Origin of the sequence: Vibrio sp. S/42/10, assembly GCF_029890535.1 — a bacterium.
GTDB lineage: Bacteria > Pseudomonadota > Gammaproteobacteria > Enterobacterales > Vibrionaceae > Vibrio > Vibrio cyclitrophicus.
Window position 1 is genome coordinate 331,588 of the sequence record NZ_JAKMZC010000005.1, and the last position, 14,014, is coordinate 345,601.

The window sequence follows — 14,014 nt, forward strand, 5'->3', positions numbered from 1 at the left end:
CTGTAATTAGACCGCACAAATACCCAAGCATAAGCCCCTGTTTTCAGGCAGAATATTGCGCAACGTGGACAAGTTATTCCCACAAGGATTTTTTTATGGCAACAATGAAAGACATCGCACGGCTCGCAAAGGTTTCTACATCGACCGTGAGTCATGTGATCAACAAGTCACGTTTTGTCAGTGAAGAAATCGCTGAGCGTGTTAACAGTGCGGCTAAAGAACTCAACTACGCGCCTTCTGCACTGGCTCGTAGTTTGAAAATGAAGCAAACCAAAACCCTAGGTATGTTGGTTACCACGTCTACTAACCCATTCTTCGGTGAAGTAGTGAAAGGTGTGGAACGTCGTTGCTATGAAAAAGGCTACAACCTAATCTTGTGTAACACGGAAGGCGACAGTGAGCGTATGAAGTCATCCATTGACACTTTGCTACAAAAGCGAGTCGATGGCTTAATGCTGATGTGTTCAACTCTTGAGGGTCAACACATCGATGTCTTCGAGCGTTACCCTGAGTTGCCTGTCGTAGTCATGGACTGGGGCCCTATGTTATTTGCGAGTGACAAAATTCAAGATAACTCCCATCAAGGTGGTTACATGGCAACTAAGCACTTGATTGATAATGGGCACTCTCAAATCGGTTGTATCACAGGTCCACTGCATCGCAATCAAGCTTCTTCTCGTTATCAAGGCTTCCAACAAGCAATGGAAGAAGCCAATTTAACGATCAATCCTCAATGGATTGTTGAATCAAACTTTGAATGTGATGGTGGCTTTGATTCTTATCAAACACTAAAAACTCGTGGCGGAATGCCGTCAGCCTTGTTCGTCAGTAACGATATGATGGCGATGGGTGTAATTCACGCTGCGGCGCAAGATGGCACATCGATTCCAAACGATCTTTCCATTATTGGCTACGATGATATTCATCTTTCTAAATACATGACGCCAGCGTTAAGTACGGTCCACCAGCCAAAACACCGTTTAGGTAAAGCTGCTGTAGACACGTTACTTAACCGACTAAAAACACCTGACGCGTCTCCTCAAGTTGTTGAGTTAGAACCAACGTTAGTTGAACGAAGCAGCGTAAAAGTGATTTAGTGCGCCTTCAGACTAAAGCAAAGCCGTAAAGCACAGAAACAGTGTAAATTAACTCGCTAAAGCAACAATCCAAACAACAGACCCCAATAACAAAGGGCAAGGTTAGTCACCTTACCCTTTTCGTTCCAGTCTATTACCTTTTGGTATTAATCGATTAGATTGGTTGTCTTACTGCTCATCAAATAGACGATTTAAATTCGTAATAACATCCACATTAATTTTCTTATCATTGTTACCAAGTCCGCTTACTTCGCATTACTTCTAAAGCCTCATATCAAAATCTAATGATAGAAAAATGCACAATGTACTACCTCAGAAACCCCAAAAACCATTGAACAAAAAGTCATCACATCTAACCCTAAAGGCGCATCTAACACTCTGATTTTTATACTAAGATTAGAAAAACCTCTATTTCAATAAATAACTCATGCGTTTATTCACAATATTTATGAATAAGCTTGCGTTATTATCGTTAAATTTATAAATTAAATTGAATACTCACGATAATCGGCAATACTTTTCCAATTATGGACATTAAGTATCAACACTTCGCTAAAACATCATTCTACTTTGCCATTTCGTTCTTTTTTTCTATGGCTTTGCTTATTCCTTTTACGCCGCTTCATTATCAAACGTTAACCGAAGACTCATCGAAATTAGTTGAAACAAGGCTTGCGGGAATACAATCAAGGTTTGACCTTTTTCTCTCAGAAATTTCGCCAGACCAACCTTGTGACTCGATTGTTATGCAGCTTCGTCAAAACGTTTTTGATGCAGATTGGGTAAAAGAAGCGGCGGCTTTTAACAAGGACGACCAGTTTTACTGTTCAACCACCGATGGTGAGGTTTCGTTTCGCTTGTACAAAACGATTAGGCAGCGACTCAATGACAGTCCGAATTTAACCACGCTATCGTATTCAAATTCAGCCATTACTCAGGTTCAATCCATCATGCTCATTTTCTCAAATAAGGAAGATGTAGGGGTAAGCCTGATGATACCGCCCCACTTCATCTATGATCTCGTAGAAAAAAACCTGAGCAATTATGGAATTCAAGCCAAAGTTGAAGTGATAAAAAGGGATATTTACCCATCAGACACTGGGGCACACATTGCCAAAGTGCAAATACACTCAAATACTTACCCACTCACTATCACGTCATACATTGGGTATCAGTATTACTTAAACTTCTTATTGAGCTACTCATGGTTTGGGTTTCTGATGGCTGGAATCATTACTATCAGCCTTATCTCGATCAAGTATAAAAAACAGAGCCAACATAGCTTAGAGTACTCACTTTCTAGTGCGTTAAAAAACAAACACCTCCATGTACACCTGCAACCAGTCGTTAACCAACATACCACTGAAATAGTGGGCTGTGAGTCACTCCTTAGGTGGAGCGACCCTGTTGAGGGTAACGTGTCCCCTGCCATATTCATTCCACTTGCAGAAAGCTTAGGATTGATTGAGGACCTGACTTACTTTGTGTTGCGCGAAGTACTCAACACGATAAAACATAATCAAGAGTTATTTGATTCAAAATATATTAGCGTCAATATAAGCCGAAATGTCGTTTCCAATAGTAACTTCGCGAATAAAGTGATGAACATCTACAAGAAACACCCAGACATTCTAAAACGTGTGGTTTTTGAGGTTACTGAAGACGGCGAATGTTCTGACGCCGATATGGTCAAGATAAGAAGTAACCTAACCAAACTGTCTGAGTTAGGTGTGAGAGTTGCAATTGATGATTTTGGGACAGGCTATGCGGGCTTAGATTTTGTGAGACAGTTTCCGTTTAGCATTCTTAAAATTGACCGTGTGTTCGTAAAAAACATATCTGACGAGTCCAGCTTTGGCTTGCCTTTACTTGAGTCTATGTTGCAGCTTGCTCACACGTTAGGGATGCAAGTCATCGTTGAAGGAGTCGAATACGAATCACAAACAAAAATCCTCTCTAAACTGGGCGTCGACTACATTCAAGGCTTCTATTTTTATAAGCCAATGCCGATAAACCTAGCGCTAAGCTTACTCAAGCAGCAGCATTTCGAGCTTAGTCGTGGCTATCAAGCGCCGGCTCCTTCTTCATCAGAGTTAGGCCATTCTTAAATCAGACTGATACGTTTTGTGCCACTCTGTTCTTACCTTCATTCGTATACCAAGGTAGTCAGAGCTCTATTTTTAGAGCTCTGACTACCTTTTTAGGTCCAAAAATCGCTCAACCACACACTATGCATTTGTACACCTAACAATCTAATCTACAATAACTATAGGTTTTTATAGTGTGGAATACGTGACTTTATGTTTGCGAGTTGGTTTGATGATATTTCTCTGCAGAGAAAGCTCTTAGTTAGCTTTTCAATTCCAATCGCATTGATGGTTCTTGTTTCATTCTCTGTCCATAAAAACACCCAATCTATGGTCGAAGATAACCATTGGGTGGTCCACACTCACAAAGCAATTGCTCGAGCTCAAGAACTGTTAAACCTAGCCATTGATATGGAAACGGGTCAAAGGGGCTACCTCATTACGGGTGACCCTGTATTTCTTGAGCCTTATCACCTTGCACTTGATGTTTGGAACCAAAAAGTTCATACCCTTTGTGAACAAGTAAGCGATAGCCCTAAACAAGTCGAGCGTCTCCGAAAGATAGATGCGCTTCATAAGCAATGGCTTAAGGAAGCAGGTGAAAAAGAAATCGCCCAACGTAGTTTAGTAGGCAATGGCACAACTACGATGCAAAATGTGATTGCTTTAACTCAGAAACAAACGGGCAAACAACTTATTGATAAAATTCGTAACGAGATAGCCGAGTTTATTTCAATCGAACAAAAGCTTATTCAAATTCGAGTGAAAGAATCCGATCACTCCGCCAATCAAACCAGTTATGTGCTATTTCTAGGAACGCTATTTTCAACGTTCATTTCTCTGCTCGTAGCAGCATGGTCATCCAATCGCATCAAGAAACGTATTCACCTACTCCTTAACGCGGCGAATCAAGTGGCGGCTGGTCATTTAAAGCAAGTCGCTTCCATGCTTGACCGAAGCCCCTCGATGAGTGGTAACGATGAAGTTGCTCAACTCACCCACAGTTTTCAGAAAATGGCGACGACTCTGGTTAAAAGCAACAATCAAATGCATGCCTCAAACCGTGATCTTATCGCTGAACGTAAAAAAGCCGAAGCCGCCGCTAAAGCGAAAAGTGAATTCCTTTCAACGATGAGCCATGAAATACGCACCCCTATGAATGGTGTGCTTGGCATATCGCAGATCATAGCTTCCCAGACTAAAGAACCGGCTACCAAAGAGAACATCGAAGTCATTCTCGATTCAGGCCAACACCTGATGACAATACTCAACGACATCCTAGATTTCTCTAAAGTGGAGGAAAACAAACTCGAATTGGATATTGCTCCGTTTAACTTTGAACAAGTTATTCGACCGGTCTGCAGTGCAATTAAACCGATGGCAGACGAAAAGAGTATCCGTTTAATCGTCGATAACGAGGTGCCTAACAACATAGACCTTATTGGGGATTGCGCGAGGTTGCGCCAAATCTTGTTTAATTTAGGGGGCAACGCGGTCAAGTTTACCAATGAAGGCCACGTATTGTTCCAGTTAGCCCTTAATCATCAGGACAACAAGCTCCTTCTGACCATAACGGATACTGGCGTCGGGATCCCGAAAGATAAGCACCAGCATATATTCAACTCGTTCGAACAAGCGGATGCATCCACAACAAGAAAATTTGGAGGCACAGGGCTTGGGTTAGCTATCGTTAAAAAGCTCGTGGAGTTAATGGGAGGTGAGATAACTCTAAACAGTGCCGTAGGGCTTGGAACCAAGTTCCACGTATCATTACCTATCACCTGGCAAGTACACAAAGCAACAGAAACCAACTCAGATCTGATCAGCACGGACGAACCATTCAATAATCCACTGAACGTGCTGCTAGTAGAAGACAACCGCATTAACGCCATTGTTGCTAAAGGCTTTTGTGAAAACTTCGGATATCATGTTGAACTGGCAGAAAACGGAAGAATCGCGACGGAATACCTGAAAACAGCAAAATATGACCTCATCTTAATGGACAATCACATGCCTGAAATGAATGGAGTTGAAGCAACACAATTTATTAGACAACAGCTTGGCTTAAACACTCTGATATTTGCTTACACCGCCGATGTGTTTCGCGAGGCTCACGACAGCTTTATTGAAGCGGGTGCAGACCACGTTTTAACAAAGCCGTTGCAACAAGAGAGTTTCTTCGATGCCCTACAGCAGTTTTCTTCACGGCTGCCTAAACACGCTAATAGCGAATCCACGACTGATATAACAAGCAATGTTATCGAACTTCACAGAGAGCCCATTGATAAACTAAGCCTAACAGAAGAAGAGATTAGCCAATCAGAGGTTATTCAATCGTTTAAAGAAAACCACCACGACCTGATCGTGCTTTTGAAATCAACATCGAGAGAACTTGAAGAGTCCATCGATCAACTCATCGAGGCTTACATTCAGCAGGACCTTAAATCTATAAAGAATACTTTACACTCAGTAAAAGGGATGGCTTTGAACCTCGGGCTAAACATGTTGGCACACCAATTGACCGCTCTAGAAAAGCAAATAAAGCATCAGCAGTTGCCAGAAATAGATCAACTTCAAAAGCTCATCAACCGCATCTTAGTCAATGAACATCAGGCTCAACGAATGATAATGGCTTATGCTGCGCCAGTAACTTATATACACGGCCAAGTACATTAAGATCGAGAATCTAAGCCTGACTTCTCGTCGCATATAAGCTCTACCTAAGTCTGCATTAACGTTACCCACCATCAAACCCACTAAGCAGACACTCCTTGTTACATAAGGCACTAAAAAATAACGAAAGAAAACGCGAATACGATGGGTCTTCTTTGAAGAACATTTAATTTCATCGCATCGTTGAGTGCATCACAAGGGATATCATGGAAAAGAAACTTCAAACCAAACTGGCGACTAGCCTACTGCTGCTGAGAATCGGCATTTTTATCGTCTTCTTGTTCTGGGGCTTGGATAAGATCCTTGTACCTGAGCATGCAACAAAAGTACTGTCTGGCTTTTACGGCATCGACATCTCGGACAACGCAATAATGGCTATGGGTGTCGCGCAGCTAGGATTCTTAGGCGCGTTTGTTGTCGGCATGTGGAAAAAGTACACCTACGGCGCGATTTTAGTCCTGCACGCAGGTTCAACTTTCGCCTCTTTTGGAAAATACATGGACCCGTTCAATAACCTACTGTTCTTTGCCTCTTGGCCAATGTTCGCAGCCTGTATCGCACTCTTCTTACTTCGCGATTACGACACTTACAGCGTTACCAACTAACACAAAGGGCGCCGGCTATCGGCGCCCTCGTTGATTGTCTTGATTCTTAAACGTTTGTAATAACTCTTTATCTGCGGGTGAAAGCTTTAAGAACGTTACCTGCTACAGAGTTACTTTCTAAGTAATACTCTAACGAAACGTATGGGGAGCTTTCATAAACTGAACATGAAGCACCAACTCGTAAATCTCCAACGGTTTTCGAGTAGCTTGATTTACCAACTTCAAATTGGAATTCTGGATAATACTCCTGAAACTTGTCAACCAAATAGCCTAAAGCTGAAATACATTCGCTCTTACTGATAAAACCCCGCTCGATTTTAACTCGCCCCACCAATCCAGAGCCATTGTCAATTGTAACTTCGTAGTCAGATATAAAACTAAGCTTTGAGTCAGTATCTAGATCTAGAGGCACTCGAAAATTAGTAATTGGACTATCAGTGGCAATATTGAAGTTTTTCAAAGGTTCGACTGGGAAAGGTTTAGCTACTTCAACTGCAAATAAAGAGAGTCCTTCACCTGGAAACGTTGTGTGTTGTTCCATTGAGCTAAAGTCACTCCCCATCATATAACCAAGGGCGGTCATGCAGGCCATGACTAAACCTATTTGCATTTTGTACATCTAAATCCTTAGACTATCGATAAGCTATAACGAATGACAGGGATCCCCTTTCCAAGGATCTGCCACACTTGTGTAATAGCTAATTGCACCGAAGCTATCATTTGAACAAAATTTAAAGTCTTGTTAGATGACGATCACTCCGAAATTTTGAGCTCTTGCGGATTAAACTTGTAGTTGTAACTATTCCATTTTGAAGCAATACCAATATCATAACCGTAGGTAAGAGTTACTTTAATCAAGTTTTTATTTAGCGACTCTGGGTAAGTATAAATTATAGTTTGGACTAGTTGCTTTGCGATCTCTGAATCTCGAACACTATCTTTATAAAGAAAAGCTTGAGCTTTCACATATGTCGTTGTTTTACTCCCAGAGTTTGATGAAGTGAAAGTTGTTGCACCTTCTGTGACCCCTGCATATTTTACTGACTCATTATTATTGATTGCTTTCTGTGTTACTAACAGTCCCTTGAACGATTCTGATTGCGTTAAGTCAGAAGTAAGAACGGGGACAAGGACCGCTGTAACAAATAAGCCGGTAACCACTACTAAGTGAGGTCTCCAGACTGATGGCAACTTTTCAGAACTAGCCTCTGCATTTACGACATAAGTGCCTACGGCAAGATCATGTAATGACTGTCGAGTTACGCGATTAAAAATATATAAGTAAGTAATTGAGCATAAACCACCAAATACGATAAACGATAACAGGTACATTAAATATGGGATTACTGCTTCGTTAGTAATTTGTGCTCCATTCAGAGAAAATGGAACGGCAAGGAAGCTATACCTCAAAAAGGACTTTGGTAGGCTGATAGTTGAATTGCATGAGTCAACAACTCTTATATTTAGAAGCTTTTTCCCTATTGTCTGGCCATTTAATAAAGAGCTATTCATTACACCAAAATATGTAATTGACACAACAAAGCCAATCAACCTTCCCCACTCACCAAGCTGGACGAAAACATCTTCTAGAAATAAGCCGACAACATACCCCAATACACCTAAAAATATTGTGTCAATAAACAAGGCTCCGATTCTCGTCCAAAAACCACAAATCCATTTTTGTTGTACTTCTTCCAAAATATAATCCTTACTATGATGCTTGAAAGTAATTTAGCAAATGACATGGACTCCACCTTTCGAGGATCTACCATACGTATGTAGTACCTAATTTCACCGCAGGTACCATATCTGATCATTCTTATTTCTACACAATCGAGCTAGTTAAATCCTATCTCAATCTTCATGTTGAAGGCCAAAATGTTAAGGTCATTCTTCATAAATCAGCAATAGAGCTAAGCTACTGACTACAATAGCAAATATACCACTCATGCGTATAGCCGTTGAAGCGTGTGATGGTGCACATTATTGGGTAAGGAATACTTGGCATAGTGTCTGATATCCAATGTAACCCAGTTTTTAAGGCTACTTATGAACCATTACTTACGACAGGAAAATCTACAAAGTAGCGATAATTGCCTGCATGAACAAGATAGCTGTAATACTTAATTCAATGCTAAGAGACGGTGTAATGTGGGATAAGAATAGCGTCAAAAATTGGCTATTGACGCTATAGTAGCTAGCTAGGCTAAATTTCTGCTAGCGACTTTTTACAAGTAATTGAGAATTCGTGGTTTTCTTTTGCGATAATTTTAGCTTGGATAAATAATTCACTCTGAATGTCTTTAGCTTGTTCTTTAGATAAATCCGGCCAAATTAAAGTAGGTAAGTCAGAAACCACATTCAAAGCACCTAGTTTAATAAACAATGAGTTACACTCATCCTTGGTTACTTTTTTTACAGGCTGAAAACCCGAGATCTCAAGAGCGAGAGTTGATTCATCTTCAAGGAGATTGAATGTAAACTTTTGCTTACCTTCAAGTTTAGTAAACAGATTTATCGCTGCGGTGAATGTAGCCAGTTGATTTCTTCCCGCCTCATAAGATGTTAGGGGGGTGGACTTCAAGTCCTCTAATACGCTAATTTCCGCTGCAGCCACAGGCGCGGCTACTAGCATAGCAGACAGCACTAATTTCTTCATTTCTCACTTCCTTGTTACATGGACACTAAACATTATTTATAACAATAACTTACAAAATACGAACAGCCAAAACTAAATATTCAACTTATTGCATTTCTGCACTTTAGCTCACACAACACTTACATTCACAGGAAGAATGCGTAATTTCCACTATTTGCCTTAACGAATAAGGCAACTGCAGCCGAAAAGTAGCCAAGGCCACGACGTATGCGAATCGTCGATAAATAGGCCGAACGTATAGCGTCAGTCCAAACCCCATTAACACAAGGTGAGCGGATGTTTGACTGCCAGGGGAGTCCATGTGGCCCTGTTAAGGGGTGATCAACGTAATACCGATGTCGCCGCCGCATACCACCTTAATCACTAAACCCAACGCACAGTAGACATACCGAGCGTTGCGAATCGATCTTCAACGCTTTGTTATAAAGCTTTCCCAACAAAATGCGAATTCAAACACATTTTTATAAAAATGACTTACCAAACACATATTAAATCAGTAACATAGCATCCAATTTCACTTAAAGGACTAAAAAAATGGAAAATGTACAACCAGTCAATTCTGAACTAACTCAAGTAGACAAAAACGCAAAAACTCATGCTATTGTCGCATACGCGCTAATGCTCTTAGGCTTTTTTACCGGTATTAGTTTTCTAATTGGCGGTATCTGGGGAATAGTCAAAAAGTCCGATGCTCAAGGGACAATTTTTGCAGACCACTACGACAATATTACTAAAACCTTTTGGGTTTCTATCATTTTAACAATCTTAGGTGCTGTTACAGCTGTATTTGTAGTCGGTTATATTTTCCTATTGGCAGCTGCTATTTACACTCTTTGGAAGGTAATCTCTGGTTTAGCGAAGATAACGTCAGATAAAAGCTTCAGCTAAGTTAATTAGAAGGCAGGTAGCTGATTAGCTTCCTGCTTTATAGCGAATTATATGGATTTTCTTCTAATTTTCATGCTTTAGCCAAAGTCGATTCCTTCAATTATTTTCATCGGTATAACACCGTACTAAGCGAGCCAAAATAGTGGTTTAAAATGTTTAGCGAAACGAAAGATAAACCAATATTTGAGCTACGTTTAAGTGCCTTGTTAGCTTTTACTCTGATGCTACAACAACATTTTCTACTGGCTTGAATAAACACACAGCACCTCCATTAGTTAAGCTCACGTTATAGCGCATGTCACAGTTCACTGCTATAAACATAATTGGGAGTTGTTCGTTTCCAAATGAGTTGGGCAAAAATGCGATTTTTTGGCCCGTCTTACACTTTCCAACATTATCAGCCACCTTCCAGCTAACAGCCGTACACACTGTCTGCTGATCAATGCCAGTTGCGTGTACTTGTAATGGGCTAAATAAAGCAATTGATGCTAGGAAAAGATTGGTAATGACTTTCATATAAAAACTCCCTTTATTTTGAGATGTTCATTTATTAACTAGAATTACAGAATGGTTTTTAAAGCTGACGAATGACATGGATTCCCCCTACCGAGGATCTACTACACTTATTCAGTGCTCAATTACACCGGGTCAACTACAGAATCTGTCTTGAACGCTTTGTTATATTTTTATTGCTTGCCTATGATTGGATTAAACACTTCCCTGAGAGCTTTTTCTATAACTTCGACACCAAAAAATGCTCTCGGATTTATATTAAACTCATGAAAAATATACCTTAATTCGACACCAGAAAGTAATTCAGGGCGACTTCTAAGTTTTAACGCATATGTACCCGACTCTTCGCTTCCATCTAAATGATTGATAATCCTATCACTCAAATTGTCACGCTTACCGAGGTATAACGGTATATATTTCCCTTGCTTTAAACGGTAGATATGGTTCTTCGCTCGACTCGGATAGTACCTAGAAACCCCTTTAGGAAGGTTTTTTGATCTAATTACTCCCCAACTATTACCAAAGTCTTCAAAATATTCATAATCTTTGAAGTTAAATTTAGCTTCAAAGTAATAAATCCCAGGATTTGATGGTAAAGACAGATCACTATTTGGGGCATTTAACGCTAAAGTTCGGCTCTGTTGTTTCAGTTTTCTTGCTAATGACCAAATAGGTTTTGGAGCTACTAAAGAATCCCGTATTTGTCCCAGCTTATCCAGATTTACATCAAAGTCGTTCATCATACACTCCGAAAATATAACGCCTCATTAAGTGGAAATTAATGGTTGGCTATAATCGCGTAGCGATGGCCAACTGTTAATTTTCCATTTAAATGACTTGTTATACATTTTCTATTTCCACGTTACTTTTCTTAATTCTTCAGCCATTAATTTCAGATCATTGTAATCATTAATAGTTAAGTAATCTCTAAGATCTTTATATCTGTAACCTTGAATGCCTCCGTGAGATGCTTTTTTAAAATCAGTTTCATAAGTACTGTTTTCAGGAAGGAGATAATATTTTAATCCAGAATGATCTTCGCCTAATTCAGACAATCCCTTTTGAAGACGTTCTTTTTGTTCATTTGTATGCCCTTTACTATGAATATCCAATGAGCCTGTATTAGAATCATAATCTGCAATTATTATCGTCTCGATTTCAGATATTGTTCTTACAGACTTGCTGTTATATAAACCGAAGTATTTAAACTTCTGACTGTGCCAATTAGTTGGACAATAGTATATTTTGTGTTTTTTGTTCCAAGTATATGAAAAACCAGTAGGTGCGAATAATAATTTATATTCTTCATTAGAAATCAAATCACTTCCAATACAGTAACCACTAAAATCATCAAGAAGTAAGCGCAGTTCCATATCATGTGTATTTTCTTCGTAAATACCTGCTAAATTCTCAATCAAATCATTAAACAATAAATTAATAAATTGGATTTTTAAGTTCGGATATGATTTTTTTAGCTCTCTATTTATTTTAATAACTTCATCTTCATCGAATTTTAGTGAACTTAAATGCCATAGTTGATTGTGGCTATTTTCATTAAACACTTCTCCATATTTAATTAACTTTCCGATCAATTCCTTACTATTCAATTTAGTTTCAATGACTATCTTTGATGGTTTTACTTCAATATGACCATCAATTATTCCTTTTCCCATACCAACCTGTTGTGTGAAAATAGGTTGAGGATAATAATCCTGCCGAATATTTCCTTCATTTGAACGCTCAATTATTGATTTGTAATAACTTACATTTAGGTCATTCAACCTAGAGAGCATCAATAAAACATTGTTCGTAACAGTATTTTCTTTTTGTGAGTATTTTTGAAATTGGCTTATTCTCATTTTCTTCTCATATTTACAATAAACTCATAAATTACAACTTTATGTATAACGCCCAATTAAGGTGTGAGCCACGCTACCACGACACCCAATTTGAACGCCGTAAACACTAAACTAGACCCAAACCAAAAATGCCAAGCGTGGGGAATCACTCTTAAATTGCTTGTTAGAATTTTATATTGCAGTTTTCGATAAACCAGAGCTAGAGAACTTAAAAATCATAGCTGTTTGAGCTGATTCTGTGAGTAAACTTTTACTTGCTATTGGCGACAAATGCTTGTTCTTTTTAGTTGATGATACGAAAAATTTTACTTTTGAACATTGGTAAAAATGCTGATGCATATCTACAGATTGATAACCTCCAATGTTAATATTTCCTGAATTTCTACCATGATGTGATGGCTTAAATAAAAATTCTTTATCTAACTTAGCTGGATCAAAATCAATGTTACTTCCTGCAATATTTTCCGCATCACCAAAGAAGTTGATAGAGTATTTTCCATCTTCACTAGAAATATATAAACAATGGCTAGAATCATTGCTGCTTATATTATTTGTCACGCACTGAGTTCGGGAGTCATTATAAGGCCACATCCAAGTAATGTGTAATGACGGTATTAAACAAGACATATACCTTAAATTGCTCTTTTCTGGAATTAGAACATACTTCGATATTTTACCATCGCATGCTAGATTATCGATTCTAGCTAGACCATTAACCCAAGAAGGTTTAGAAAATGAAGATAGATAGTTGTAGTACAAGAAACAATCTTGAGTTGTGTCTATCTTATCAATAGCCTCAATCACCCCCCTAAAATGGTCTCCATCACAATGAGATATGAAAAAACCGCTAATTTCTTTGGAGACATTTATATTCTGTTTTTCAAAATAATTTATAACCTTCTTTATCTTTGAACAAACATCCTGATTTAGACGTCCTCCGTCAAAAAGATATAGCTTTCCATCGGGAGCTACTAAAAGGTTACTTTCACCATTTCCAACGTTGAATATACACACATACCAATCTTTCCCTAAACCAGTATTAGCGTCGTTTGCTTCAGATAACTCAAGCAAGTTTGTCTTATTTTTTTGATTAAGGTACTGAAGAGAACTCCTCAATGACCGAGCACGAGGATCATTGCCACCTTTAACAGCATTTTGGAAACCATTCTGACTAATGTCGAACTCTTCTTCGAAGAGCATAAACCTATCTACATACACTTTCGGACTTGCGTACATTCGGCTCAATGGTATTCGAGCTTCTAGCTCCTCAATATCCTCAACCCCCTCAACATTGAGAATATTCTCTACCACTTCCCTAGTGACATCTTCATAGCTAACCACAAAAGAATCACCATCTTGGTAGCAATCATTTATATATATTAATTTACTGTCTTCCATACTATCTCTTTAAAATTCTAACGCCGCGTTAAGTAGTGAGCGACGCAAACCACCTAACCTAAACCATTGCGCCTTAAACACAAAACCCGACTAGAACCGAAATCGCCGAGCGTTGCGAATGATCTTCACCCGATAAAATGGACACCCTATCTTCTTTAACCCGTCATGACTTCATATTCATGCGGGCTTCGATATCCAAGACTTGAGTGCAGTCTATAACGGTTATAAAAATGCT

The 14,014-nt window shown here is 39.1% G+C and carries 12 protein-coding genes and 2 pseudogenes; 7 read left to right on the forward strand and 7 right to left on the reverse strand.

Annotation, left to right across the window (positions count from 1 at the left end; all coding sequences use genetic code 11):
* Nucleotides 1–95: 95 nt before the first annotated feature.
* The 4 genes from L8S15_RS08690 to L8S15_RS08705 all read left to right on the forward strand — a co-directional run bounded on the left by L8S15_RS08690 (nucleotide 96) and on the right by L8S15_RS08705 (nucleotide 6,462).
* Nucleotides 96–1,097: a substrate-binding domain-containing protein gene (locus L8S15_RS08690; RefSeq protein WP_016788187.1), complete on the forward strand. Its 1,002-nt coding sequence runs from the start codon at nucleotides 96–98 to the stop codon at nucleotides 1,095–1,097.
* Nucleotides 1,098–1,624: 527 nt separating this feature from the next.
* Nucleotides 1,625–3,205, forward strand: a complete 1,581-nt coding sequence (locus tag L8S15_RS08695) for an EAL domain-containing protein (RefSeq protein ID WP_016785140.1) — start codon at nucleotides 1,625–1,627, stop codon at nucleotides 3,203–3,205.
* Nucleotides 3,206–3,397: 192 nt separating this feature from the next.
* Nucleotides 3,398–5,860: a CHASE3 domain-containing protein gene (locus tag L8S15_RS08700; RefSeq protein WP_016793635.1), complete on the forward strand. Its 2,463-nt coding sequence runs from the start codon at nucleotides 3,398–3,400 to the stop codon at nucleotides 5,858–5,860.
* A 203-nt stretch (nucleotides 5,861–6,063) separates the two neighbouring features.
* Entirely contained in the window at nucleotides 6,064–6,462 is a 399-nt protein-coding gene (locus L8S15_RS08705; protein WP_016766759.1) for a hypothetical protein, read from the forward strand.
* A 67-nt stretch (nucleotides 6,463–6,529) separates the two neighbouring features.
* On the opposite strand, the gene L8S15_RS08710 is transcribed toward L8S15_RS08705, so the two are convergent.
* Nucleotides 6,530–7,081 carry a hypothetical protein gene (locus L8S15_RS08710; RefSeq protein ID WP_065099823.1) on the reverse strand — a complete coding sequence of 184 codons (552 nt, stop codon included), beginning with the start codon at nucleotides 7,079–7,081 and terminating at the stop codon, nucleotides 6,530–6,532.
* 134 nt (nucleotides 7,082–7,215) lie between these two features.
* Nucleotides 7,216–8,160, reverse strand: a complete 945-nt coding sequence (locus L8S15_RS08715; protein WP_016785137.1) for an RDD family protein — start codon at nucleotides 8,158–8,160, stop codon at nucleotides 7,216–7,218.
* 107 nt (nucleotides 8,161–8,267) lie between these two features.
* Here L8S15_RS08715 and L8S15_RS08720 point away from each other — a divergent pair.
* Both L8S15_RS08720 and L8S15_RS08725 read left to right on the forward strand, forming a co-directional pair.
* Nucleotides 8,268–8,458, forward strand: a pseudogene (locus L8S15_RS08720) (IS110 family transposase); the annotation flags it as partial.
* A gap of 4 nt (nucleotides 8,459–8,462) precedes the next feature.
* A pseudogene (locus tag L8S15_RS08725) lies at nucleotides 8,463–8,656 on the forward strand (IS110 family transposase); the annotation flags it as partial.
* A 12-nt stretch (nucleotides 8,657–8,668) separates the two neighbouring features.
* Here L8S15_RS08725 and L8S15_RS08730 read toward each other — a convergent pair.
* Entirely contained in the window at nucleotides 8,669–9,121 is a 453-nt protein-coding gene (locus tag L8S15_RS08730; RefSeq protein ID WP_280572665.1) for a hypothetical protein, read from the reverse strand.
* Nucleotides 9,122–9,655: 534 nt separating this feature from the next.
* Here L8S15_RS08730 and L8S15_RS08735 point away from each other — a divergent pair.
* Nucleotides 9,656–10,009, forward strand: a complete 354-nt coding sequence (locus L8S15_RS08735) for a membrane protein (protein ID WP_010429040.1) — start codon at nucleotides 9,656–9,658, stop codon at nucleotides 10,007–10,009.
* A 213-nt stretch (nucleotides 10,010–10,222) separates the two neighbouring features.
* Here the strand turns inward: L8S15_RS08735 and L8S15_RS08740 are convergent, their stop codons facing one another.
* From L8S15_RS08740 to L8S15_RS08760, 4 genes are all read right to left on the reverse strand, one after another.
* Nucleotides 10,223–10,525, reverse strand: a complete 303-nt coding sequence (locus tag L8S15_RS08740) for a hypothetical protein (RefSeq protein WP_046208923.1) — start codon at nucleotides 10,523–10,525, stop codon at nucleotides 10,223–10,225.
* A gap of 170 nt (nucleotides 10,526–10,695) precedes the next feature.
* Entirely contained in the window at nucleotides 10,696–11,262 is a 567-nt protein-coding gene (locus L8S15_RS08745; protein WP_280572669.1) for a hypothetical protein, read from the reverse strand.
* A 111-nt stretch (nucleotides 11,263–11,373) separates the two neighbouring features.
* Nucleotides 11,374–12,381: a hypothetical protein gene (locus L8S15_RS08750; protein WP_010429012.1), complete on the reverse strand. Its 1,008-nt coding sequence runs from the start codon at nucleotides 12,379–12,381 to the stop codon at nucleotides 11,374–11,376.
* Nucleotides 12,382–12,552: 171 nt separating this feature from the next.
* A complete protein-coding gene (locus L8S15_RS08760) occupies nucleotides 12,553–13,779 on the reverse strand; it encodes a hypothetical protein (RefSeq protein ID WP_280572672.1) in 1,227 nt (408 codons plus the stop codon).
* Between the last annotated feature and the right edge of the window lie 235 nt (nucleotides 13,780–14,014).